At 59.1% G+C, this 22360-nt stretch carries 20 protein-coding genes; 13 read left to right on the top strand and 7 right to left on the bottom strand.

Annotated elements, in window-relative coordinates; genetic code table 11:
* The first annotated feature begins 2 nt into the window (after positions 1 to 2).
* The 4 genes from ABM428_RS01445 to ABM428_RS01430 all read left to right on the top strand — a co-directional run bounded on the left by ABM428_RS01445 (position 3) and on the right by ABM428_RS01430 (position 5628).
* Positions 3 to 566 (top strand): membrane integrity-associated transporter subunit PqiC, encoded by a 564-nt coding sequence (locus ABM428_RS01445; protein WP_005850596.1) that lies wholly within the window; start codon positions 3 to 5, stop codon positions 564 to 566.
* Positions 567 to 785: 219 nt separating this feature from the next.
* The gene (locus ABM428_RS01440; protein WP_132997607.1) at positions 786 to 2921 is read left to right on the top strand and encodes a polysaccharide biosynthesis tyrosine autokinase; all 2136 of its coding nucleotides are present in this window, start codon (positions 786 to 788) and stop codon (positions 2919 to 2921) included.
* 112 nt (positions 2922 to 3033) lie between these two features.
* The gene (locus ABM428_RS01435; RefSeq protein ID WP_009825634.1) at positions 3034 to 4047 is read left to right on the top strand and encodes a hypothetical protein; all 1014 of its coding nucleotides are present in this window, start codon (positions 3034 to 3036) and stop codon (positions 4045 to 4047) included.
* Positions 4048 to 4065: 18 nt separating this feature from the next.
* Entirely contained in the window at positions 4066 to 5628 is a 1563-nt protein-coding gene (locus ABM428_RS01430) for a substrate-binding domain-containing protein (RefSeq protein ID WP_132997606.1), read from the top strand.
* 3 nt (positions 5629 to 5631) lie between these two features.
* Here ABM428_RS01430 and ABM428_RS01425 read toward each other — a convergent pair whose 3' ends face one another.
* The 4 genes from ABM428_RS01425 to dnaK all read right to left on the bottom strand — a co-directional run bounded on the left by ABM428_RS01425 (position 5632) and on the right by dnaK (position 10294).
* Positions 5632 to 6219 carry a hemerythrin domain-containing protein gene (locus ABM428_RS01425; RefSeq protein ID WP_132997605.1) on the bottom strand — a complete coding sequence of 196 codons (588 nt, stop codon included), beginning with the start codon at positions 6217 to 6219 and terminating at the stop codon, positions 5632 to 5634.
* 64 nt (positions 6220 to 6283) lie between these two features.
* The gene (gene radC / locus ABM428_RS01420; RefSeq protein WP_132997604.1) at positions 6284 to 7045 is read right to left on the bottom strand and encodes a DNA repair protein RadC; all 762 of its coding nucleotides are present in this window, start codon (positions 7043 to 7045) and stop codon (positions 6284 to 6286) included.
* 106 nt (positions 7046 to 7151) lie between these two features.
* On the bottom strand, positions 7152 to 8309 hold the full coding sequence (gene dnaJ, locus ABM428_RS01415) for a molecular chaperone DnaJ (protein WP_005850586.1): 1158 nt from the start codon (positions 8307 to 8309) through the stop codon (positions 7152 to 7154).
* Between the two features lie 77 nt (positions 8310 to 8386).
* Positions 8387 to 10294, bottom strand: coding sequence for a molecular chaperone DnaK (dnaK, locus tag ABM428_RS01410; RefSeq protein WP_005850585.1), 1908 nt, complete (start codon positions 10292 to 10294; stop codon positions 8387 to 8389).
* 208 nt (positions 10295 to 10502) lie between these two features.
* Here dnaK and ABM428_RS01405 point away from each other — a divergent pair, with 208 nt between their 5' ends.
* Positions 10503 to 11105 carry an alpha-ketoglutarate-dependent dioxygenase AlkB gene (locus tag ABM428_RS01405; RefSeq protein ID WP_037942528.1) on the top strand — a complete coding sequence of 201 codons (603 nt, stop codon included), beginning with the start codon at positions 10503 to 10505 and terminating at the stop codon, positions 11103 to 11105.
* Positions 11106 to 11107: 2 nt separating this feature from the next.
* Here ABM428_RS01405 and ABM428_RS01400 read toward each other — a convergent pair whose 3' ends face one another.
* Positions 11108 to 11932: an ABC transporter permease gene (locus tag ABM428_RS01400; RefSeq protein WP_005850582.1), complete on the bottom strand. Its 825-nt coding sequence runs from the start codon at positions 11930 to 11932 to the stop codon at positions 11108 to 11110.
* Positions 11933 to 12044: 112 nt separating this feature from the next.
* Here ABM428_RS01400 and cysQ point away from each other — a divergent pair, with 112 nt between their 5' ends.
* From cysQ to ABM428_RS01360, 8 genes are all read left to right on the top strand, one after another.
* Positions 12045 to 12842, top strand: coding sequence for a 3'(2'),5'-bisphosphate nucleotidase CysQ (gene cysQ, locus ABM428_RS01395; RefSeq protein WP_037965563.1), 798 nt, complete (start codon positions 12045 to 12047; stop codon positions 12840 to 12842).
* Positions 12842 to 13642, top strand: a complete 801-nt coding sequence (locus ABM428_RS01390) for a 3-deoxy-manno-octulosonate cytidylyltransferase (protein WP_132997603.1) — start codon at positions 12842 to 12844, stop codon at positions 13640 to 13642. Before cysQ ends, ABM428_RS01390 begins: the two co-directional genes overlap by 1 nt.
* 281 nt (positions 13643 to 13923) lie before the next feature.
* Positions 13924 to 14823 (top strand): UTP--glucose-1-phosphate uridylyltransferase GalU, encoded by a 900-nt coding sequence (gene galU / locus ABM428_RS01385; RefSeq protein WP_005850578.1) that lies wholly within the window; start codon positions 13924 to 13926, stop codon positions 14821 to 14823.
* A gap of 24 nt (positions 14824 to 14847) precedes the next feature.
* A complete protein-coding gene (gene galE / locus ABM428_RS01380; RefSeq protein ID WP_009825625.1) occupies positions 14848 to 15831 on the top strand; it encodes a UDP-glucose 4-epimerase GalE in 984 nt (327 codons plus the stop codon).
* Positions 15828 to 16865: a glycosyltransferase family 2 protein gene (locus tag ABM428_RS01375; protein ID WP_132997602.1), complete on the top strand. Its 1038-nt coding sequence runs from the start codon at positions 15828 to 15830 to the stop codon at positions 16863 to 16865. Before galE ends, ABM428_RS01375 begins: the two co-directional genes overlap by 4 nt.
* Positions 16866 to 17037: 172 nt before the next feature.
* Positions 17038 to 18024 carry a glycosyltransferase family 2 protein gene (locus ABM428_RS01370; RefSeq protein ID WP_037942542.1) on the top strand — a complete coding sequence of 329 codons (987 nt, stop codon included), beginning with the start codon at positions 17038 to 17040 and terminating at the stop codon, positions 18022 to 18024.
* Positions 18021 to 19718, top strand: a complete 1698-nt coding sequence (locus ABM428_RS01365; RefSeq protein WP_005850570.1) for a beta-1,6-N-acetylglucosaminyltransferase — start codon at positions 18021 to 18023, stop codon at positions 19716 to 19718. Before ABM428_RS01370 ends, ABM428_RS01365 begins: the two co-directional genes overlap by 4 nt.
* 2 nt (positions 19719 to 19720) lie before the next feature.
* Positions 19721 to 21148 carry a sulfotransferase family 2 domain-containing protein gene (locus ABM428_RS01360; RefSeq protein WP_132997601.1) on the top strand — a complete coding sequence of 476 codons (1428 nt, stop codon included), beginning with the start codon at positions 19721 to 19723 and terminating at the stop codon, positions 21146 to 21148.
* A 6-nt stretch (positions 21149 to 21154) separates the two neighbouring features.
* Here ABM428_RS01360 and ABM428_RS01355 read toward each other — a convergent pair whose 3' ends face one another.
* Both ABM428_RS01355 and hpf read right to left on the bottom strand, forming a co-directional pair.
* Positions 21155 to 21619: a PTS sugar transporter subunit IIA gene (locus ABM428_RS01355; protein ID WP_005850566.1), complete on the bottom strand. Its 465-nt coding sequence runs from the start codon at positions 21617 to 21619 to the stop codon at positions 21155 to 21157.
* Positions 21620 to 21661: 42 nt separating this feature from the next.
* Positions 21662 to 22228 carry a ribosome hibernation-promoting factor, HPF/YfiA family gene (gene hpf, locus ABM428_RS01350; RefSeq protein ID WP_005850565.1) on the bottom strand — a complete coding sequence of 189 codons (567 nt, stop codon included), beginning with the start codon at positions 22226 to 22228 and terminating at the stop codon, positions 21662 to 21664.
* Positions 22229 to 22360: the final 132 nt, after the last annotated feature.

The following is a 22360-nucleotide window of genomic DNA, read 5'->3' as shown; positions in this document are numbered from 1 at the left end:
ATATGAACGTTGTAAAAAGTATCGCAAGCCTTGGTCTCGTGGCCTTTCTTGCCGCTTGTGGATCCGCAGATCGCTATGCCGTGGACATGCCCCCGGTCACAGAGCAGGTGAGCATCCGCTTCAACTCGGTCGAAGTGCGTGACGTATCGCTGCCCAGCTATGCGGCTGCCGATGAAATCCACGTACGCAAATCGAACGGCACGTTGGTGAGCTCTTCCGACGAACTTTGGGCGGATTCACCCGAACGGGCCGTCGCCTTGGAATTGAGCGAGAACCTGTCGCGCCTCACCAACCGCCGGATCGCATCCGAGCCTTGGCCATTCGAAGCCTATCCCGATGCCCGGCTTGAGCTGCGGTTCAGCGAATTGCTGGCCGCTGAAACAGGCCAGTTCCGCGCCTCGGGCCAGTATTTCGTCGCCGTATCTACCGGTGGAAGCGAACGATCGGGGTTGTTTGACCTGACCGTAGCTTTCGACCCCAAGGGGGGTCCGGCTGCCATAGCGGCGGCACGGGGGCAACTGATCCTTGATTTGGCCAGCTACATCGCCAAGAATGGACTAAAGTGACGTAATTCCAGCGCGATTTCCCTATAGGGGAAAATTTTATACGACTTTTGATTGAATTTTTTTCATAAGGATTTAGCAAGGCCGCCATCACCCTTTGGGCGCAATCGCATAACAGGCAGACCTTCTTCATCTCATGCCCGTTGACGCTACCTGCGATACCGCGGGCATCTTGCCTGATACATTACTTTTAGCCAGTTCTGGCCATGATCAACGGACCACATGCATATGATGAACCAAAGCCAATCGAACTTTTCCGGGCCCAGGGACGAAGATGACGACACCATCGATCTTGGCGCGCTGATTGGTACGTTGTGGCGCGGCAAACTGATTATCGCTGCTGTCACACTGATTTTCATGCTGCTGGCGGGGTACTATGCCTATGGCGTGGCTGTGCCGACCTATCGGTCCACCGCGGTTGTGGTTCTGGACACCAAAGAAGACAGCATCGTGGACCTGCAGGCCGTGGTTGGCGGGTTCTCGGGCGATAGCACCGAGGTCAATACAGAGGTCGAAGTGCTGCGGTCCCGTGGGTTGGCGGGCAAAGTTGTCGACCGGCTGAACCTGATTGATGACCCTGAGTTCAACGGCGAACTGCGCGAACCGTCCATGATCGGTGGCATGATCTCTGGCCTCAAGGGGATGCTGTCTTCAGGGCCGCCCGAAGAAGAGTTGGACCCTGAACTTCAGAAAGCCAAAACCCGCGATGCGGTTGTGCAGGCTTTGCTGGACAAGGTGTCGGTCTCCAATATTCGCCAAAGCCTTGTGTTCAACGTCACGGCTGAAACGGAATCTCCGGTTAAATCTGCCCAGATCGCGAATACGATTGTTGAACTGTACATCCTCAACCAGATCGAAGTGAAATTCGAGGCGACGGAAAAAGCGACTGAATGGCTAAGCAACCGTGTGTCCGAGCTTCAGATCGAGCTTGAGAATGCCGAGAAGAAAGTATCCGAATTTACGGCGCGCACCCAACTGGTTTCGATCGAGGGCCTGCAAGCGCTTGAGCGTCAGATCAAAGAGCTCCGTGACCGCATTGATGGTGCCGCCCTGACCCGCGAGGCGCTTCAAACACGCCTTGCTGACTTAGAGGCCGCGCAAACGCCCGATGAAAAGCTCGACGCGGCGCAAGACGCCGCACTGACGCGTATCTTTAGCAACGGGCTGTCGTCCGAAACGAACCAGACGGCATTTGACCTGCGATTTGACACGGTGATGACACGGGTTCGGGCTGATCTTGTGCGCAGCACGCAACAACTTGAGGCGCTGCGCAACTCGGAAGAAGAGCTTGCAGCGCAGCTGGCCTCGCAAGGGCAAGACCTGATTGAGCTGCAACAGCTGACCCGTGAATCCGAAGCAACGCGTCTGCTCTATGAATATTTCCTGACCCGCCTCAAAGAGACCTCTGCCCAAGAAGGCATTCAGAAGGCCGACAGCCGCATGCTGTCCAGCTCGGTCGTGCCAAATTCACCAAGCGCGCCGAAGAAATCGCAGATCATTGCGCTGGCGATGATCCTTGGGGCGATGGTCGGCTCGGGGCTCGTACTGCTGCGCGAATTCAGAACCCGCACGTTCCGCACCGCGAACGAGCTTGAGCAACACACCGGCTATACCGTGATCGGGCAGATCCCGCTGATCCCTTCGCGTCACCGCAAGGACACGCTCAAGTATCTGTCGGACAAGCCGACGTCTGCCGCCGCCGAAGCGATCCGCAACCTGCGCACCTCGTTGATGCTGTCGAACCTCGACAAAAAGCCGCAGGTCATCGTATCGACCTCGTCCATCCCGGGGGAGGGTAAAACCACCGTCTCGCTGTCGCTGGCGAAATTCCTGTCCGGTCTGGGCAAATCCGTCCTGCTGGTCGAAGGTGATATCCGCCGCCGCACGCTGAACGAATACTTCCCCGATATGCCGCGCAATGGCATCGCGTCTGTCCTGAACGGCGATGTGAAATTCGCCGATGCGATCCATACGCCTGACGGTTTTGGCGCGGATGTTCTGGGCGGCGAAAAGACCAATGTGAACGCGGCGGATATCTTCTCCTCCGATCGGTTCAAATCCTTCATCTCCGAGATGCGCGATCAGTATGACTTCATCATCATCGACACGCCGCCTGTGTTGGTTGTGCCGGATGCACGTATCATCTCGCAGAATGCCGATGCGATCCTGTTCTCTGTAAAATGGGACAGCACGAACAAGGGTCTGGTCGAGGAATCCATGCGCTTCTTCCACAACTCGAACCAGCGGATCACCGGTCTTGTGCTCAGCCAGATCGATGAGAAGGGCATGAAACGTTATGGCTATGGCGGCGAATACGGTGCCTATGGGGCCTACGGCAAGGGCTATTACGACAGCTAAGCAAGGCTTGGGCATGCCTCAAAACCGCCCAAATCTTTCCCCTCAAGGGTCATAACAGGGCCCCTCTGCTAGGCGATATTCATTGGGAAGTTATCCCAGTGAGGACCCTCAGATGGCACGTATGAAAGAGATCGCAACAGCTGCTGGCACGCTCGCCTGCGCTTTGGGCATCGGCTACGTGATGCAAAGCTCTGACGCTGCGACAGCCCGCTATGGCTCTGACGCCGCTGTGAAAGAGCAAGAGCTACGCCGGCTAAGCAACGAGAATGCCGTGCTCGAGGTTGAAGACATCGTCCTCACCTCGGCCGAGTTCAATGCAGCCCCGCTGGAGCCCACGGTGGAGCTGCCCGATTCTGCCCCCGTCATGTTGGCCGCTGCAAGCGCGGACGAACCGATCTCTCGCCCAGTTTCCGCCCCAATTGCGACGGAACCAGCGGCCACACAGACCTGCGATATCACCGCGAACGCGCGCCCCGTCGCGGCAGCTATGGTGAACCTGACACTGGCGGCACCCTGCATGCCAAACGAACGGATCACAGTGCATCACAGCGGCATGATCTTTACCCAAACCACATCTGACACCGGCGCGCTGGACATTACCGTTCCGGCGCTTGCGCAGGATGCGACCTTCGTCATTGCTTTCGGAAACGGCGAAGGCGCGATTGCGGATGCGAAGATTGATGATCTGGCCGAATTTGACCGCGTGGTTCTGCAATGGAAGGGCGACACCGGTTTCCAGATGCACGCCCGCGAATTCGGGTCCGACTACGATGGTTCGGGCCATGTCTGGGCTGGCAAGCCGCGCAGCGTTGCCTCCGCGATCACCGGTGAAGGCGGATTTATGACCGTGAACGGCGACCTCAGCGCGGCAGAGCCACTGGTGGCCGAGGTGTACACATTCCCCGCTGCGATGGAAAACGCCGATGCCCGCGTTGCGCTGACCGTGGAAGCCGAAGTGATCCAGGCGAACTGCGGCCAGGAGATAGAGGCGCAATCGATCGAACTGCTTGGCGATGCCACGCTCAGAACGCGCGACCTAAGCGTCGCAGTGCCGGATTGTGATGCGGTCGGCAGCTTTCTTGTGTTGAATAATCTGCTCCAAGACATGAAGGTTGCGGGACACTAACGCAACGCTTGGGGTCTTATGATCACGATTATACGTGCGGCGGTTCTCGCCGCACTTTTCTTATGTTCGGCGACGCTGTCCGCAGGGGCGCAGGATGTCGCGCTGTCCTCCCGTGATGGCAAGATTGAACTAAGCGGCACCTTGCTGGGCTTTGATGGCGAGTTCTACCGCGTAGAAACCGAGTATGGCGAGCTGACGGTCGACAGCACCGGCGTTCAATGCGAAGGGCCGGGCTGCCCCAATCTGGACCCTTTCGTCGCCGAACTGCAGCTTTCGGGATCGGCCACGATGGGCGAAGTGCTGATGCCTGCCCTGATCGACGGGTTTGCGCAGCGCAACGGCTATACCGCTGTGCGCGAGGATGAAGACGAACACCGCTTTACCTACCGGTTGATCGACGAAAAAAGCGAACAAATCGTTGCACTGTTCATGTTTCGGGCAAGCAATAGTGACGAAGGCTTTGCCGATCTACTGGCGGACGAGGCGGATATCGTGATGTCCCTGCGCGAAATGCGCCCTGAAGAGCGGGTCCGCGCGCGCGAGGCGGGGTTGGGTGATATGACGGGCCTGAACCGCAGTCGCGTGCTGTCGCTTGATGCTGTCGTGCCGGTGGTGTCGGCCTCGAACCCGGTCAAGCAGATCTCTCCGTTGATGCTGGCGCGGGCCTTTGCGGGTAAGGTGACCAACTGGCAGGCGCTTGGCGGGCCGGACGCACCCATTGATCTGCATCTGCCCGATACCAGCAGCGGGCTGGCACAAGCGATCAGTGATCAGGTGATGCGGCCCGCGACGCTCAAGTTCACCGACGATATCACCCGCCACGCCCGCCCCGCCGATCTGGCGGAAGCGGTGGCAAACGACAGTTTCGCGCTTGGCATCACCAGCTATGCCGAACAACGTGATACCGACGTGTTGACGCTTTCTGGCAGCTGTGGCTTTGCGCTCGATGCCTCGCGCCGCACCATCAAGACCGAAGATTACCCGCTGACCGCGCCGATGTTTCTGTACTTTCCGGCCCGCCGTCTGCCACAGGTGGCGCGTGAGTTTCTGGCCTTTACCCGCAGCCCTGCGGCGCAGATCGTGATCCGGCGCGCGGGGTTTGTCGATCAGACGCCCGAGGAGATCCCCGTCGAGGATCAGGGCAACCGATTTACAAACGCGATTGCTGTCGCGGGGCCCGAAATCACGCTTGAGGAACTACAGCGGATGAATGCGGCATTGAAGCCCATGGCGCGGCTGTCGACCTCTTTCCGGTTCGAGGCGGGATCGGTGCGTCTGGATGCACAATCGCGGTCAAACGTGCAGCAACTCGCCCGCGCGCTCGAGGTGGGGCAGTACGACGCGCGCCGTTTGTTGTTCGCGGGGTTCAGTGACGGGCAGGGCGCGTCTTTCGCCAACCGTGACATCGCGCTGCGTCGGGCAGAAGCCGTGCGGCAAGCGGTGATCACCGCGGCGGTTACTGCCAATCTGGAACGTGTGACGCTGGATTTGGACGCCTTTGGCGAGGCGATGCCTATGGCCTGTGATGATACCGCATGGGGGCGTCAGGCCAACCGGCGGGTAGAGGTCTGGGTGCGCTAAACCCTAGCGAAACTGGGGCGGGGCGTATTTCAGAAGCACCGGCACGACCAATTCTTCTTCGTCGATCAGATGGCGGTTCAGCAAGGGTTTGAACGCATCCAGTCGCTGTTTCATGGCCGCGGTACTGTCGAGGAAACCTGCCGCGTCCCCCTCATGGCGCAGGACGGCATTCGCCGTCTCGGCCAGATCGTTCAAAATACCATCAAGACTGTGGTGGTCGCGATCCAAAATCTCGAACCCCTGTGCCGCACCTCGGTCAAGCTGCGCCATCACCGGAAAATACTGGGCATCCTCGATATGATGGTGACCGTGCAACTCGTTGATCAACATCCCGCCGAATCGCGACAGTTTGCGTTTGTAGGTCTCGGGCGGCTCGACGCGGTCCATCGCCAGTTGTGCGTCCCCCTCCATCTGGTCCAGCAGACGGCGGAACATCATATGACGATCCAACCAGAACGCGATCAGGCGAGAGTAATTCGGGTTCTCCTCCCAACCGTCGCGCGGGAAGGCTTTGATCAACGCACGCAACGGATCGGGCAAGCCATCGCGCTGCATCAGGGAAAGCGGGTCGGGGGGCGGCGTATTGGACATAGGCCAAAGCTAGTGCCGGGGGGTGATCCGGTAAACTGCGCAAATTCGAACACGACAGTTGCGCTTATAAGTACCCTTCGCTGCGAAAGCTAAGCTCGCGTGATTTGCCGATGATCAGATGGTCATGCAGGGTCAGCCCAAGGGCGCTGCAGGCTGCGAAAATCTGCTGCGTCATGTCGATGTCGGCTTGCGATGGAGTAGGGTCGCCCGAGGGGTGGTTATGCACCAGAATAAGCGCGCTGGCGTTCAGTTCAAGCGCGCGTTTGGCGACCTCTCGCGGGTAGACGGGGACGTGATCGACAGTGCCCTTGCCCTGTTCCTCATCGCCGATGACGACGTTCTTGCGGTCCAGATAAATGACGCGGAACTGTTCGGTTTCGCGGTGCGCCATCGTGGTGTGACAATAATCAAGCAGAGCGTCCCAGCCTGATAGCACATGCTGCCGCATCAACCTTGAACGCGCCATACGGTGGGCTGCGGCTTCAATCACCTTAAGCTCGACAATCACCGCGTCGCCCACGCCCGAGATATCCCTAAGACGTGGTTCAGGCGCGGTGATCACGCGGTTGAAGTCGCCGAACCTGTCCATCAGCGCACGGGCCAGCGGTTTGACATCACGGCGCGGGATGGCGCGGAAGAGCACCAGTTCAAGCAGTTCATAGTCCGGGATCGCTGCGGCGCCGCCCTGCATAAAGCGTGCGCGCAAACGTTGTCGGTGATCCGCTATATACGAAGGCTGTTTGCCCGATGCGGGCGGTGCGGGCACCGCTTCGTCCCCCAGAAAGGGCAGGCGCGGGTCAGAGAAGTGAGCGTTGTTGCGTCCCATTGGCCCAGCTTGCGGCCAAAGAGGTTATCATCCCGTTAACGCGGGCAGGGCCAGAAACAAAAAGGGCGGAGCCTGCGCCCCGCCCGATGTTTTGTATGCTCAGGTCTTACCCTTTCATCGAATCCCAGAAGGATTTCACCGACGAAAAGAAGCTGCTGCTTTCAGGATTGTTGTTGGAGGATTCCTTTTCGAACTCCTGCAACAATTCCTTTTGGCGGCTGGTCAGGTTCACCGGCGTCTCGACCGCCAGTTCGATGATCATATCGCCCGTACCACCCCCACGCAGCGGGGGCATACCCTTGCCGCGCAGACGCATCTGGCGACCGGACTGGCTGCCCGCCGGGATTTGCACGCGGCCACGGCCACCGTCGATCGTTGGCACCTCGATGCTGCCCCCAAGGGCGGCGGTGCTCATCGACACGGGAACGCGGCAGAACAGGTTTGGCCCGTCGCGTTCGAACAGCTTGTGGTCCTGCACCTCGATAAAGATGTACAGATCACCCGACGGCCCGCCGCGCATGCCTGCTTCGCCTTCGCCGGCCAGACGGATACGTGTGCCGGTTTCAACGCCCGCAGGGATGTTCACCGACAGCGCACGGTCTTTTTCAACACGCCCGGCACCGCGGCAGGATTTACAGGGGTTCTTGACGATCTGGCCCATGCCCGAACACGTCGGACAGGTGCGTTCGACCGTGAAAAAGCCCTGTTGAGCACGAACCTTGCCCATACCGGAACAGGTGGGGCAGGTGGTCGGCTCTGCGCCGCCTTCTGACCCGGAACCGTTACAGGAATCGCAGGCCACAGAGGTGGGCACGTTGATCGACTTCTGCATGCCCCGATACGCATCTTCGAGCGTAATCCCGAGGTTATAGCGCAGATCGGCGCCGCGCGCGGCACGGCGTCCGCCGCCGCCCCGCTGGCCACCCATGAAGTCGCCGAACAGGTCGTCAAACACGTCAGAGAACGCCGAAGAGAAGTCGCCCTGACCGCCGCCGCCAAAGCCGCCGCCACGATGGCCACCGCCACCGCCCATACCCCCTTCAAAGGCCGCATGACCATACCGGTCATAGGCGGCTTTCTTTTCGGGGTCTTTCAGGACTTCGTAAGCTTCGTTCGCTTCTTTGAACTGGGCTTCGGCATTGGGGTTGTCGGCATTGCGATCGGGGTGCAATTCCTTGGCTTTGGTGCGGTAGCCCTTTTTGATCTCGTCGGCAGAGGCACCTTTAGCGACGCCGAGCGTCTCGTAGTAATCACGTTTGGCCATGAATTAGCTCCTACGCTGGAACGTGACGGGCCGGCCCGGCAAGCGGACCGGCCCCTTCAGTGGTTCCGTGGGCGTGCTTACGCGCGCTTGTTATCGTCCAGATCTTCGAAATCGGCATCGACGATATCGTCGTCACCTTCGGGTGCATCCGCAGCCGGGGCAACGTCTTCGTTTTCGTCCTGAGCCGCCTTGTAGATGGCTTCGCCCAGTTTCATCGCCGCTTCGGTAACGTTCTGGATACCGTTGTTGATCTTATCAACATTGTCGGTCGCCAGTTCGTCGTTCAGTGCAGCAATGGCCAGTTCGATCGCTTCGACGGTGGTCGGGTCAACCTTGTCAGAATGCTCTTCCAGCGACTTCTCGGTCGAGTGGATCAGCGATTCCGCCTGGTTTTTCGCCTCGATCAATGCGCGGCGCTCTTTGTCGGCGTCGGCATTTTCTTCGGCGTCTTTCACCATCTTTTCGATATCCGCATCGGACAGACCGCCGGATGCTTGGATCGTGATCTTCTGCTCTTTGCCTGTGCCTTTATCCAGCGCGCCTACGGCAACGATACCGTTTGCGTCGATGTCAAAGGTCACTTCGATCTGGGGCATACCGCGGGGTGCGGGTGGGATGCTTTCCAGATTGAACGCGCCAAGGATCTTGTTGTCCGCAGCCATTTCACGCTCCCCTTGGAAGACGCGGATGGTCACGGCGCTTTGGTTATCCTCAGCGGTCGAGAAGACCTGCGACTTCTTCGTCGGGATCGTGGTGTTGCGGTCGATCAGACGGGTGAACACGCCACCCAGCGTTTCGATACCAAGGCTCAGCGGTGTCACGTCCAGCAGAACAACGTCTTTGACGTCGCCTTGCAGAACACCGGCCTGAATGGCCGCACCCAGGGCAACAACCTCGTCAGGGTTCACACCCTTATGGGGCTCTTTGCCGAAGAACTTGGTCACTTCCTCGATGACGCGCGGCATACGGGTCATACCGCCGACCAGAACGACTTCGTCGATCTCGGATGCGGAAACACCGGCATCTTTCAACGCGGCTGCGCAGGGCTTCATCGACGCTTTGATCAGGTCACCAACCAATTGCTCCAGTTTGGAGCGGGTCAGCTTCATCACCATGTGCAGTGGCGAGCCATCTTTGCCCATCGAGATGAACGGCTGGTTGATCTCTGTCTGGCTTGCGCTGGACAGTTCGATCTTGGCCTTCTCTGCCGCTTCTTTCAGACGCTGAAGCGCCATCTTGTCCTGGGTCAGGTCGACGCCGTTGGTCTTTTTGAATTCATCCGCAAGGTAGTTCACGATGCGCATGTCGAAGTCTTCACCACCCAGGAACGTGTCACCGTTGGTGGATTTCACTTCGAACAGGCCATCGTCGATCTCAAGGATGGTCACGTCGAATGTACCGCCGCCAAGGTCATAGACCGCGATGGTTTGCGTGTCTTTCTTGTCCAGACCATAGGCCAGGGCCGCCGCTGTCGGTTCGTTGATGATCCGCAGCACTTCCAGACCGGCAATCTTGCCCGCGTCTTTGGTCGCCTGACGCTGAGCGTCGTTAAAGTAGGCAGGCACAGTGATCACGGCCTGGGTGACTTCCTCGCCCAGATAGGATTCCGCTGTTTCCTTCATTTTGCCAAGGATGAACGCAGAGATTTGCGAGGGGGAGTATTTCTCGCCCTTGGCTTGTACCCATGCGTCACCATTCCCACCGTCCATGACGGTGAAGGGCAGGTTCTTTTTGTCCTTGGCTAGATCCGCGTCGTCATTGCGACGGCCGATCAGGCGTTTCACGCCGAAAATTGTGTTGTCGGGGTTGGTAACCGCTTGCCGTTTGGCAGGCTGCCCAACCAGACGTTCGTCGTCTGTGAACGCAACGATGGAGGGCGTGGTGCGCGCGCCTTCGGCGTTTTCGATAACGCGAGGCTGGCTGCCGTCCATGATAGCGATACAGCTGTTTGTCGTTCCTAGGTCGATACCAATAACTTTGGCCATGTTTGATCCCTCTTTTACTCAAGGCGATGACACGAAGCGCAGGCCCGTTGTGGCACCTTTGCCCCGATCTTTTTCACCAAAGGCCGGATGCCTTTAGCGGTTCTCGGCGTATATAAGGAGCAGATATGGACCCTGCAACCGTTGCATGAGAAAGGAGAGGCGGATTCTGCGTGGATTTTTCGCGAAAGCAGGCAAGAAGGGCGTTTAGATGACGATATTGCGGTTACGCGGCTTCGAAATTCACAAATCTTACCTTACGTTGTCGGCGCAGCGCGGGCTGCTGGATGCTGTGCGCGGCGTGGTCAAACAGGTGCCGTTCTTCCGCCCCGTCATGCCAAGCGGGCAGCAGATGTCGGTGCGCATGACCTCCGCGGGAGACTACGGCTGGCTGTCCGATACGCAGGGCTATCGCTATGCGCCAACCCACCCCAACGGCACCCCGTGGCCTGCGATCCCGCCTGAGGTTTTGGCGATCTGGAATGACCTGACGGGGCTAGAGCGGCAGCCGGAGTCCTGCCTTATCAACTATTACGCGTCAGACGCGAAGATGGGCCTGCATCAGGACAAGAACGAGACGGATTTCCGCTGGCCGGTCGTGTCCATCTCGCTTGGCGACGAAGGAATGCTGCGCGTCGGCGGTCAAAAGCGCGGCGGCAAGACCGACAGCCTTTGGCTGCAATCGGGCGATGTCGTCGTCATGGGCGGCGAGGCACGGCTGAACTATCACGGGATCGACCGCATTCGTGCGGGGTCTTCGACGCTGTTGCCCAAGGGCGGGCGGATCAACATCACGCTGCGGGTCGTGACCTGAGCCTAGCGTCGCGCGCTCCAGCTCGCGGAGGCATGTTTACGGGTGTAGAATTCACCCATCAGCCCGATCACCATCAGGACCACACCGACCCAAACCGCATATTCCCAGTTACTGTAGCGCGGGTTGTAGTTGATAAACGCATATCCGCGCGCCTGGTCGATGACGTGGAACAAGGGGTTCCAGTCAAACATGGCCAGCATGAAGGACGGCAGCGAATTGGCCAGAAACATCTTGCCCGAAGCGATCATATTCGCCCGCTGGTAAATCGTCGTGAAGATCTGCGTAAAGGCCGGTGCCCAGGGCTTGATGGCCAGCAGCACCATCCCCACGGCCACGCCCGTAAACCACGCGATCATCAGCATGAACATCACGCCCGACGGATCGTAGATCACCACCGGATTGAAGGCGAGGTGATAGACCGACATGATCAGGATCAGCGATAGCATCTGAATATACAGAGCGCCCAAGGCCGCCGCAGCCAGTGCGATCATCGTGGTCATCGGCGCGTGTTTCATCATCGCGCTCGCCGGTCCCTCGGCAGCGGCGACGGCGGCAACCGTTTTGGTGTGCACCATGAACAGAAAGATGCCGGTCATGATGTAGATCACGAAATCGCCCCGAATGGCCGCCCCGCGCATCCCCAGAACCGAGAACATGACATAGAACACGCCAACAAAGATCACCGCTTGCAGGATGTTGATCCCGATGGCGGCAAAGGCATTGTTGTGCTGCTTGCGCACAGAGCGCACGACGGAGTGGTAGACGAGTTCAAAGAAGTTAACGGCCGAGCGGAAATTGCCCGTGTTGGTGCGCCTTGGTTGAAACATCGTAAAGCCTCTTTGTGACGTACCCTCGCACGGAATTCTTGCTGTTCCGTCAAGGCGCAATCATAAGGGGTTTGCGCAAAGTAATCAACGAAACTGAAAAGGCCGCGACATTATGGATTATGAGCAACTGGTAACGGTGATGCGCCGTTTGTCGATCGAAGCAGGCGACAAGATCATGGAGATTTACGGCGCGGATGATTTCGAGGTCAAAACCAAATCCGACGAAAGCCCCGTGACCATTGCCGACGAAGCGGCGGACAAGATCATCTCGGACGGGCTGCGCGCGGCGTTCCCTGATGTGATGCTTGTCACGGAAGAGCAATCGGCCACCCATTCGGCGTCGGGCGATACATTCCTGATCGTGGACCCGCTGGACGGCACGAAAGAGTTCATCAACCGTCGGGGCGATTTCACCGTGAACATCGCGCTGGTCGAAGGCGGCGTGCCGACACGCGGTGTTGTCTATGCCCCCGCCCGTTCGCGCATGTTCTTCACGCTGGCCGATGGCAGCGCGGTCGAGGAAACCGGCGATTTCCCCAAAGACAGCATGGGCCCTGTGCAGCCGATATCAGTCTCTACGCCGGATAATGCCGCGCTGATGGTCGTCGCGTCCAAGTCGCACCGCGATCAGGCGACCGATGACTACATCGCGAAATACAATGTGCGCGACATGAAAAGCGCGGGTTCGTCGCTGAAGTTCTGCCTGATCGCCACGGGCGAGGCGGATCTGTACCCACGCGTCGGGCGCACGATGGAATGGGACACGGCTGCAGGCCACGCGGTTCTGACCGGCGCTGGTGGTGAGGTTGTGCGCTTTGACGACCTGACCCCGCTGACCTACGGCAAAGCCGATTTCGCCAACCCCTTCTTTATCGCCCATGCGCCGGGCGTTGATCTGAAAGCCTCCTGATGTCGGTCCTTATTATCATTCCCGCCCGCTATGCCTCCACCCGCTATCCGGCGAAACCGCTGGCGCTGTTGACAGGGGCGAGCGGTACGGCACGCAGCCTGATCGAACGCAGCTGGCGTGCGGCCTGCGAGGTTCAGGGCGTCGACAAGGTCGTTGTGGCCACCGATGATGATCGCATCAAGGACGCCGCCGAAGCCTTCGGGGCCGAGGTGGTGATGACCTCGGTCGACTGTGCCAACGGGACAGAGCGTTGCGCCGAAGCCCATGCGGTTCTGGGCGGTGGCTATGACATCGTGGTGAACCTGCAAGGCGACGCGCCGCTGACACCACATTGGTTTGTCGAAAGCCTTGTGCAGGGTCTGCAGGGCGACCCTAATGCGGGGATCGCGACGCCGGTATTGCGCTGCGATGGCGCGGCGTTGAACGGGCTGCTGGCCGACCGCAAAGCGGGTCGGGTGGGGGGCACCACCGCCGTTTTCGCAGCGGATCATACGGCGATGTATTTTTCAAAGGAAGTCGTGCCGTTCACGTCGAAAACCTATGAGGACGCCGATGCCACGCCGGTGTTTCACCACGTGGGCGTCTATGCCTATCGCCCCGACGCGCTGGCGGCCTATCCGTCATGGAAGGTCGGCCCGCTTGAACAGCTTGAAGGGTTGGAGCAGCTGCGCTTCATGGAAAACAGCCACAAGGTGCTCTGCGTCGAGGTCGAGGCCAAGGGCCGCCAGTTCTGGGAGCTGAACAACCCTGAAGATGTGCCAAAGATCGAAGCGATGATGGTCGAGATGGGGTTGGCGTAACCGCACCGCCCCACCGCCATCGCCAATATTGCGGTGGGGCGTGCAACCTGTAATGAATAAAGCCACAGCGATCCGACGTTTTGATTTATTTAACGAAAACGGCGGATAAGGCGCAAAGATGTGCAAGCTGCGGCATAAAGGAGCTTTTGACCGCAAAATCAGCAAGAAGCCGCCATATTTTAGGCGCTGCCCATATTTAGGGCTGGCAGCATGGTGGTTTGCAATTCAATGAGCGCTAACTCGGTTATCCGCACGTAAATGTATAAAGGCGACGATTTCACATGGCTAAGAAAGTAACAAAAGCGATTTTTCCGGTGGCTGGTTTGGGAACGCGGTTTTTGCCCGCGACGAAATCTGTCCCCAAAGAGATCATGACCTTGGTCGATCGCCCGCTGGTGCAATACGCCATCGACGAGGCCCGCGCGGCGGGCATCAAGGAATTCATCTTTGTTACCTCCCGCGGCAAGGGCGCGCTGGAAGATTACTTTGACCATTCGCCCGTGCTGGAACAGGAACTGCGCTCCAAGGGCAAGACAGAGCTGATGGAGATCCTGAAAAGCACCAATATGGACAGCGGTGCCATCGCCTATATCCGCCAGCACAAAGCGCTTGGTCTGGGCCACGCGGTATGGTGCGCGCGTCGTCTGATTGGCAATGAACCCTTTGCGGTGATGCTGCCTGATGACGTGATTGCTGCCGATAAGCCCTGCCTGCAGCAGATGATCGAAGCCTATAACGAGACCGGCGGCAACATGGTTGCGGCGATGGAAGTGAACCCTGAAAAATCCTCCTCCTACGGGATGCTGGACATCGACGAGGGCCAAACCGATGGTGAACTGGTCAAGGTGAAGGGCATGGTCGAAAAGCCCAAAGCTGAAGACGCGCCGTCGAACCTTGCCGTCATCGGCCGCTATATCCTGTCGCCAAACGTGCTGAAGAACCTGAACCAGCTGAAGTCCGGCTCGGGCGGGGAAATCCAGCTGACCGACGCTATTGCAGCAGAGCTGACCCAAGGCAACGATGTCTATGGTTACCGCTTCAAGGGGCAGCGTTTCGACTGCGGTTCCAAATCCGGTTTCCTGCAGGCGACCGTGTCCTTCGGGCTGGCACGTGAAGAGCTGCGCGATGATCTGCGTGCGTATCTGCAAGACATCATGCAGGGTGAAACCGCAGCGCAATAAGCGCTGGACGATAGGGACGGGCGTATGGCGAATATCTTGGTCACCGGCGGTGCGGGCTATATCGGGTCGCACGCGTGCAAGGCGCTGGCCGCCGCAGGGCATACCCCCGTCACCTTCGATAATCTGGTCACCGGCTGGCGTGACGCGGTGAAATTCGGCCCGTTCGTGCAGGGTGACCTGCTGAACCGCGCCGAGATTGACGCCGCGTTTGAACAATACCAGCCGGTCGCCGTCATGCATTTTGCCGCGCTTAGCCAAGTGGGCGATAGCATGAAACAGCCCGGCACCTATTGGCGCAACAACGTCGAAGGGTCGTTGAATCTGATCGAGGCGACGGTCGCCGCAGGCTGCAAACACTTCGTCTTTTCGTCCACCTGTGCGACCTATGGCGATCAGGACAATGTCGTGCTGGATGAAAATAGCGCGCAGCACCCGATCAACGCCTACGGGGCCTCCAAACGCGCGATCGAAGATATCCTGCGCGACTTCGAGGCGGCTTATGGTCTGCAAAGCGTGATCTTCCGCTATTTCAACGTGGCCGGTGCCGACCCCGAAGGGGAGGTCGGCGAATTCCACCAGCCCGAGACACATTTGATCCCGCTGATGCTGGACGCCATCGACGGTAAACGGGATGCGCTGACAATCTTTGGCACCGATTACGACACGCCCGATGGCACCTGCATTCGCGACTATGTGCATGTCTGCGATCTGGTCGATGCCCATGTTCTCGGGCTGAACTGGCTGCGAGAGGATAAGGGCAGCCGCGTGTTCAATCTGGGCACCGGCACCGGGTTTTCCGTGCGCGAGGTTGTGGAACACAGCCGCGAGGTTACCAACCGCGCCGTGCCCATGACCGAAGGCGACCGGCGACCGGGCGATTGCACCAAACTGGTCTCGGGCTCGGTCCGCGCCGAGACAGAGCTGGGCTGGCGGCCCACACGGTCGACCCTGCAGCAGATGATCACCGACGCGTGGAGATGGCACCAGACCGGCCACTATAGCGCATGACCGACAGCGCCGCTGTTCCCGCGTCGCGAGGGGCCCGGCTATGGGGTGCCTATCGGATGCGGTTGAAACGGCGGCGGCTGCTGTGGCGTGCATTTCGGTCGCGGCACCAGTTGAAGGCACCAACGCGGCCCGCCATTCCGCGCGATGGCGTGCTCGCCTTTGTTGTGCTGCGCAACGAGGCCGCGCGGCTTCCATATTTTCTGGATCACTACCGCGATCTTGGCGTTGCGCATTTTCTGATGATCGACAATGGCAGTGACGATGGCAGTACCGAAATGCTGGCGGCACAGCCCGATGTGACCCTGTGGCAAACCTCTGCCAGCTATCGCGCGTCGCGGTTCGGGCTGGATTGGCTGAACTGGCTGCTGTGGCGGCATGGGCACGGGCGCTGGTGTCTGACCGTCGATGCGGACGAGCTGCTGGTCTATGACCAGATGGAGACGCGGAAACTGCCCGCGTTGACCGATCAACTTGAGCGTAAAGCGCGCAAAGCGTTCGGCACGCTGATGCTGGATATGTTCCCGAAGGGCTCATTGGGCGCGCAGTTCTATGCCCCCGGCCAAGACCCGGCGCAGGTGCTGGATTGGTTCGACCCCGCCCCCTATCGGGCGCTACGTCAGTGGCCGATGAACAACCTTTGGGTGCAAGGTGGTGTCCGCGAACGGGTTTTCTTTGCCGATCGTCCCACACAGTCACCGACGCTGAACAAGATACCGCTGATCCACTGGCATCGGCGCTATGTCTATGTGAATTCGACCCACTCCCTCCTGCCGCCCGCGCTGAATGACATCTACGATGGGCCGGGGGGGAAGACGGCCTCGGGGGTGTTGCTGCATAGTAAGTTCCTGCCAGAGATCATTGCGAAGTCCCGTCAGGAAAAGGCACGGGGGCAGCATTTTCACAACCCGGAACAGTTTGACGGTTACTATGACCAGATCGCTGACGCGCCCGATCTGTGGCATGCAGGCGCGCGGCGCTATACCGGGCCGGCGGATCTGGAAGACTGCGACCTGATGCGCAGCCCCTGGGCCTGATATTCCCCGGCCTGACCGTCATTCCGGCAACGCGTAACTGTTTCAAAGTACGTTGTTTATGAACACGGCCCATGACATATTGGCTTGGAACCTGATGGAATGAAGGCCCTAGGCCGGCGGGGCATTCCGCGCAGGGTATGGAGAACACGTGAGCCTTTGGGATTCTTACAAGATGCGCGTGCGGCGCAAGCGGCGGTTGATCCGGGCGCTGCGCAAGTCGTCCGAGCTGACACAGGTTCAGGACAACACCAGCGCCATCCGTCCCGATGATGTCTTGCTTGTCTGCACCATGCGGAACGAGAAAATCCGGCTCCCGTATTTCCTGGAGTATTATCGAGAGCTGGGGATCAACCACTTTCTCTTTGTCGATAACGGGTCCGACGACGGCAGTGCCGATTACCTGCGCGGGATGAAGGATGTCTCTGTCTGGCATACCGATGCCAGCTATCGGCGGTCGGGGTTCGGTGTCGACTGGATGAACTACCTCAAACGCAAATACGCGCACGGGCATTGGGTGCTGGTTGTCGATCCGGATGAATTCTTTGTCTATCCGTTTTGCGATACGCGGCCGGTTCAGGCGCTGACCGACTGGCTGGACAACTGCGAGATCCGCAGCTTTGGCGCGATGCTGCTGGATGTCTACCCCAAGGGACGGCTGGGGGATGAACCCTATCAAGAAGGGCAGAACCCGATGGAGATCGCATCGTGGTTCGACAGCGGTAACTACGCGATCTCGCGCAATGCCAAATATGGAAACCTGTGGATACAGGGCGGGCCGCGTGCGCGGGTATTTTTCAAGCACAAGCCCGCCAAGGCCCCCGCGCTGAACAAGGTGCCCTTGGTCAAATGGGACCGGCGCTATGCCTATGTCAGTTCCACCCATATGCTGCTGCCGCGCGGGTTGAACCGTGTCTATGACGAATGGGGCGGAGAGAAAGCATCAGGCGTGCTGCTTCATGCCAAATTCCTGGACACCTTTAGCGCCAAGGCGGCAGAAGAACTTGTGCGCGGCCAGCACTATGCCAAATCCATCGAATACAAGACCTATGCCAACAACCCCGACCAGAATCCGCAGCTGTGGGGCAAGTGGTCCGAGAAATATATCAACTGGCGCCAGCTCGAGATTCTCGGTCTCATGTCCAAGGGGAACTGGGCATGAGCGTCGGGATCGTCATGCTGGTGCACACCGCCCTAGGCCGCGCCGAACAGGTCGCGCGACATTGGGCGGCGGCGGGCTGTCCGGTGGTGATCCACGTCGATAAATCGGTGCCACGCCAGACCCATGATGCTTTTGTGCAGGCGCTCGCGGATGTGCCCGCGCTGGTGTTCAGCAAAAGATACCGTTGCGAATGGGGGACATGGGGGCTGGTGGCCGCCTCGCAAACCGCGTCCGAGATGATGCTGAACCGCTTTCCGGATGTGCGCCATGTATATCTGGCATCGGGGTCATGCCTGCCGCTGCGTCCGGTGAAAGAGCTGATCGACTATCTTGCCGCCCGCCCGCGCACCGATTTTATCGAAAGCGCCACCACAGCCGATGTGCCCTGGACCGTTGGCGGGCTGGACGAAGAACGTTTTACCATGCGTTTTCCCTTCTCGTGGAAACGGCGGCGCTATCTGTTCGACAAGGCGGTGGCTGTGCAGCGCTTTATCGGGCTCAAGCGGCGTATCCCCAAGGGGGTCGTGCCGCATATGGGGTCGCAATGGTGGTGCCTGACGCGGCAAACCCTGTCGGCGATCCTGCAAGATCCGAAACGCGCCGCCTACGACGCCTATTTCCGCCACGTCTGGATACCGGATGAAAGCTACTTCCAGACGCTCGCGCGGCTGTATTCGACCCAGATCGAAAGCCGGTCGCTGACGCTGTCCAAGTTCGATTTTCAGGGCAAGCCGCATATCTTTTACGACGATCACCTCCAACTTTTGCGGCGGTCCGATTGCTTTGTCGCGCGCAAGATATGGCCCAAAGCGGACAGGCTCTACGAGGCGTTCCTCACCGATGAGGCGGGTGCCATGAAGCGGACAGAGCCGAACCCCGGCAAGATTGACCGTGTCTTTGCCAAAGCGGTTGAACGGCGCACGCGGGGGCGGGCGGGGCTCTATATGCAAAGCCGATTCCCCAATGAAGATTGGGAAAACGGCGTCACTGCCGCGCCCTATTCCGTGTTTCAGGGATTTGTCGAGCTGTTCGAGAACTTTGAACCCTGGCTCACCAAATCCACCGGCGCGCGGGTGCATGGCCATCTGTTCGCACCGGATCGCGTGCATTTTGCCGATGGGCAGAATTCGATCAACGGGGCGCTGAGCAATAGCGCCAAGATACGCGACTACGACCCCAAGGCGTTTCTAACCAATCTGATCTGGAACACCCGTGGCGAACGTCAATGCTTCCAGTTCGGCCCGCAGGACAATCAGGATATCGTCTGGAACATCGCCAAGGATCCGAATGCGCAGGTGTCGGTGATCACCGGAGCTTGGGCCGTGCCGCTGTTCCGGTCCAATCAGGATTTCGCCGACATTCGCCGCACCGCCGCCGCGCTGCAAAAGATCGAAAGCGAACATATGAAAGTGCTGCGGTCGCATTACGCCAAGGCGCGGGTGCGTATCTGGACGATGGCCGAATTCATCGAAGCCCCGATGGAGCCGCTGCAAAGCATTCTGGACGAGATCGGGCAGGTCAAAACCGGCCGTCTGTCCGAGGTGCCAAAGATGGCGGATCTCACCGGCTTTGGCCAATTCCTGCAGAACCTCAAGAACCAGGGGATGCACCCCTATCTGATGGGCGACTTTCCTGTTGAACGTGGCATGTCGGCCCCCCAGAAACCGCCGCGCAAACCCTATCTGGTGCAGTAAATATGAGTTCTAATTTCAAAAGCTTTGTCGTCTTTGCCGAAATGCGCACGGGCTCCAACTTTCTGGAGAGCAACCTGAACGCCTTTGACGGGATCACCTGCCACGGCGAGGCCTTCAACCCGCATTTTATCGGCTACCCCAAAAGCACCGAGATTTTGGGCATAGACCAGCAAACACGGGACGACGACCCGACAAAGCTGCTGGTTGCGATACGCGACAAGACCAAGGGCATCGGCGGGTTTCGCTATTTCCACAACCACGACCCGCGCGTTCTGGATCCGCTGCTGGAAGACGACACCTGCGCCAAGATCATCCTGACGCGCAACCCTGTCGAAAGCTACGTCAGCTGGAAGATCGCGCGCAGCACGGGGCAGTGGAAATTGACGGACGTGAAAGCGCGGAAAAAGGCGCAAGCCGTCTTTGACGAAGAAGAATTCTCGGACCACCTAGAGGCGCTTCAGGCGTTCCAGCTGACACTGTTGAACCGGTTGCAGAAGCTGGGGCAGACGGCGTTTTACGTGGCCTATGAGGATCTGCAAAGCGTCGAGGTGATGAACGGTCTGGCGCGATATCTGGGCGTGGATCACCCGCTAGAGGCGTTGGATAAAAGTCTGAAAAAGCAGAACCCCGACCCGATCTCGGCCAAGGTCAGCAATTATGACGATATGCTGGATGCGCTTGGCCGGATGGATCGCTTCGACCTGACCCGCACCCCGAATTTCGAACCCCGACGCGGGCCGGTGGTGCCGTCCTATGTCGCGGCGGCCGAAGCTCCGTTGCTTTATTTGCCCTTGCGCAGCGGGCCAGAGCCGCAGGTGCTGGACTGGATGGCGGCGCTGGATGGTGTCGGGCGGGACAAGCTGCAAACCAAGTTGAACCAGAAGCAGTTGCGCCAGTGGAAGCGCCGGCATCCCGGTCACCGCAGTTTCACCGTGCTGCGGCATCCGGTGGACCGTGCGCATGACGCGTTCTGCCGGCACATCGTGACCACGGACAAAGGCAGCTACCCGCAGCTGCGCACGACGTTGATCAACCGCTACAAGCTGCCGTTGCCGAAAGGCGAACCGGACAACAGCTATGACGCCGACGCACATCGCGCGGCGTTCAAGGCGTTTCTGACTTTCCTCAAGGGGAATCTGAACGGGCAGACAGCAATTCGTGTGGATCAGGCGTGGTGCACGCAGGCGCAGGCGGTACAGGGGTTCGGCGAATTCGCCTTGCCCGACCGGATCATCCGCGAGGATGAGCTGGCCGCAGAGCTGTCAGCCTTGGCGCAAAGCGTCGGGGTGCAACCGCCCGCAGCATTGCCCGCACGACCCGCAACCCACCCCTATGCGCTGGCCGACATCTATGATGCCGACATCGAAAAACGCGCATCCGACGCGTACCAGAGGGACTATATGATGTTCGGGTTCAAAAGCTGGGGGTAGCGCCGCTTAGGCGGCCTGCGTTGCCTGTGCTTCGGTTAGGATCGCGTAAAGCGTGGCAGGGTCCGGGTTGGCCCGCAGCTTAGAGCAGACAGAGGCATTGCGCAGTGTACGCGACACCAGCGCCAGCGCCTTGAGGTGTTCGACACCCGCGCTTTCAGGGGCAAACAGGGCAAAGGCGATATCGACCGGCTGGCGGTCGACCGCGTTGAAATCGATCGGCTTGTCGAGAAGCACAAAGGCCCCCAGCACATTGTCCAGACCTTCAAGCCGCGCGTGGGGCAGCGCGACCCCGTGGCCCACGCCTGTCGGACCAAGGGATTCGCGCGTCATCAAGGCTTCGACCACCGCGGCGGCTTTCAAGCCGTAAGCATTATGCGCCAGCTCCCCGATGTCGTGGAGCAGGCGTTTCTTGCTTGAGGCCGATGTGAGGACTTTGACAGCCCCCGGCTTTAGGAGTTTCGCAAAATTCATTCTGCTCGCTCTGTTCTCGGCCGCTGATGGGTCCGGTTTGTGTTACGACGGATCGATCCAGCCGATGTTGCCGTCATCGCGACGGTAGACAACGTTTACGCCTTCTTGACCGTCTTTGCGGAAGACCACGACAGGCGTTCCCGAAATTTCCATCTGCATCACAGCTTCACCCACAGACAAGGTCGCGATCTTGGTCTGCATTTCCGCGATGATCATGGGTTGGAGTGTTTCGGGTTCCTGCGCGTCTGAATCGCTTTCTGAGGCGAGGATATACGAGGATGCACCGAAAAGTTCAACCGGTTGCGCACGCTCGCGATGGTGATCTTTCAACCGTCGCTTGTAGCGCCTCAGCTGCTTTTCCATCTTTGCTGCACATGAATCGAAAGATCCATAGATATCAGTAGCATGCGCTTTCGCTGACGCCGTAAGGCCAGTCGATAGGTGCACCGTCGTTTCGCAGACGAACTCGTGACCGGATTTGGAAAAGATGACATTCGCGTCCGTCGGACGCTCAGCATACTTCTGGACAGCTTCGCCCAATTCCGTTTTCACATGCGTTTGCAGGGCTTCGCCGATGTCGATTTGTTTGCCACTGATTTGGTACCGCATAAATTCTCCTTGTTCTTATGATCCGGACAACACCATAGGCCGCATAAAATGCGGTAAAGGCGGGGTCAGATGCGGGTGAATGACGATGCGACGAGTTTGAGAGACACCATCCCTTTGGGAAGGGGGGGATGC

The sequence above is a fragment of the Sulfitobacter sp. TCYB15 genome, assembly GCF_040435955.1.
GTDB classification, from domain to species: Bacteria; Pseudomonadota; Alphaproteobacteria; order Rhodobacterales; family Rhodobacteraceae; genus Sulfitobacter; species Sulfitobacter pontiacus.
The sequence above is the reverse complement of the archived record's forward strand: the minus strand, read 5'-3'. Positions and strand labels throughout refer to the sequence as shown.

Bases quoted from the DNA above. Each gene is read 5' to 3' on its own strand.
- ABM428_RS01445 (WP_005850596.1), top strand. From the start codon at position 3: ATGAACGTTGTAAAAAGTATCGCAAGCCTTGGTCTCGTGGCCTTTCTT.
- ABM428_RS01440 (WP_132997607.1), top strand. From the start codon at position 786: ATGCATATGATGAACCAAAGCCAATCGAACTTTTCCGGGCCCAGGGAC.
- ABM428_RS01435 (WP_009825634.1), top strand. From the start codon at position 3,034: ATGGCACGTATGAAAGAGATCGCAACAGCTGCTGGCACGCTCGCCTGC.
- ABM428_RS01430 (WP_132997606.1), top strand. From the start codon at position 4,066: ATGATCACGATTATACGTGCGGCGGTTCTCGCCGCACTTTTCTTATGT.
- ABM428_RS01425 (WP_132997605.1), bottom strand. From the start codon at position 6,219: ATGTCCAATACGCCGCCCCCCGACCCGCTTTCCCTGATGCAGCGCGAT.
- radC (WP_132997604.1), bottom strand. From the start codon at position 7,045: ATGGGACGCAACAACGCTCACTTCTCTGACCCGCGCCTGCCCTTTCTG.
- dnaJ (WP_005850586.1), bottom strand. From the start codon at position 8,309: ATGGCCAAACGTGATTACTACGAGACGCTCGGCGTCGCTAAAGGTGCC.
- dnaK (WP_005850585.1), bottom strand. From the start codon at position 10,294: ATGGCCAAAGTTATTGGTATCGACCTAGGAACGACAAACAGCTGTATC.
- ABM428_RS01405 (WP_037942528.1), top strand. From the start codon at position 10,503: ATGACGATATTGCGGTTACGCGGCTTCGAAATTCACAAATCTTACCTT.
- ABM428_RS01400 (WP_005850582.1), bottom strand. From the start codon at position 11,932: ATGTTTCAACCAAGGCGCACCAACACGGGCAATTTCCGCTCGGCCGTT.
- cysQ (WP_037965563.1), top strand. From the start codon at position 12,045: ATGGATTATGAGCAACTGGTAACGGTGATGCGCCGTTTGTCGATCGAA.
- ABM428_RS01390 (WP_132997603.1), top strand. From the start codon at position 12,842: ATGTCGGTCCTTATTATCATTCCCGCCCGCTATGCCTCCACCCGCTAT.
- galU (WP_005850578.1), top strand. From the start codon at position 13,924: ATGGCTAAGAAAGTAACAAAAGCGATTTTTCCGGTGGCTGGTTTGGGA.
- galE (WP_009825625.1), top strand. From the start codon at position 14,848: ATGGCGAATATCTTGGTCACCGGCGGTGCGGGCTATATCGGGTCGCAC.
- ABM428_RS01375 (WP_132997602.1), top strand. From the start codon at position 15,828: ATGACCGACAGCGCCGCTGTTCCCGCGTCGCGAGGGGCCCGGCTATGG.
- ABM428_RS01370 (WP_037942542.1), top strand. From the start codon at position 17,038: ATGCGCGTGCGGCGCAAGCGGCGGTTGATCCGGGCGCTGCGCAAGTCG.
- ABM428_RS01365 (WP_005850570.1), top strand. From the start codon at position 18,021: ATGAGCGTCGGGATCGTCATGCTGGTGCACACCGCCCTAGGCCGCGCC.
- ABM428_RS01360 (WP_132997601.1), top strand. From the start codon at position 19,721: ATGAGTTCTAATTTCAAAAGCTTTGTCGTCTTTGCCGAAATGCGCACG.
- ABM428_RS01355 (WP_005850566.1), bottom strand. From the start codon at position 21,619: ATGAATTTTGCGAAACTCCTAAAGCCGGGGGCTGTCAAAGTCCTCACA.
- hpf (WP_005850565.1), bottom strand. From the start codon at position 22,228: ATGCGGTACCAAATCAGTGGCAAACAAATCGACATCGGCGAAGCCCTG.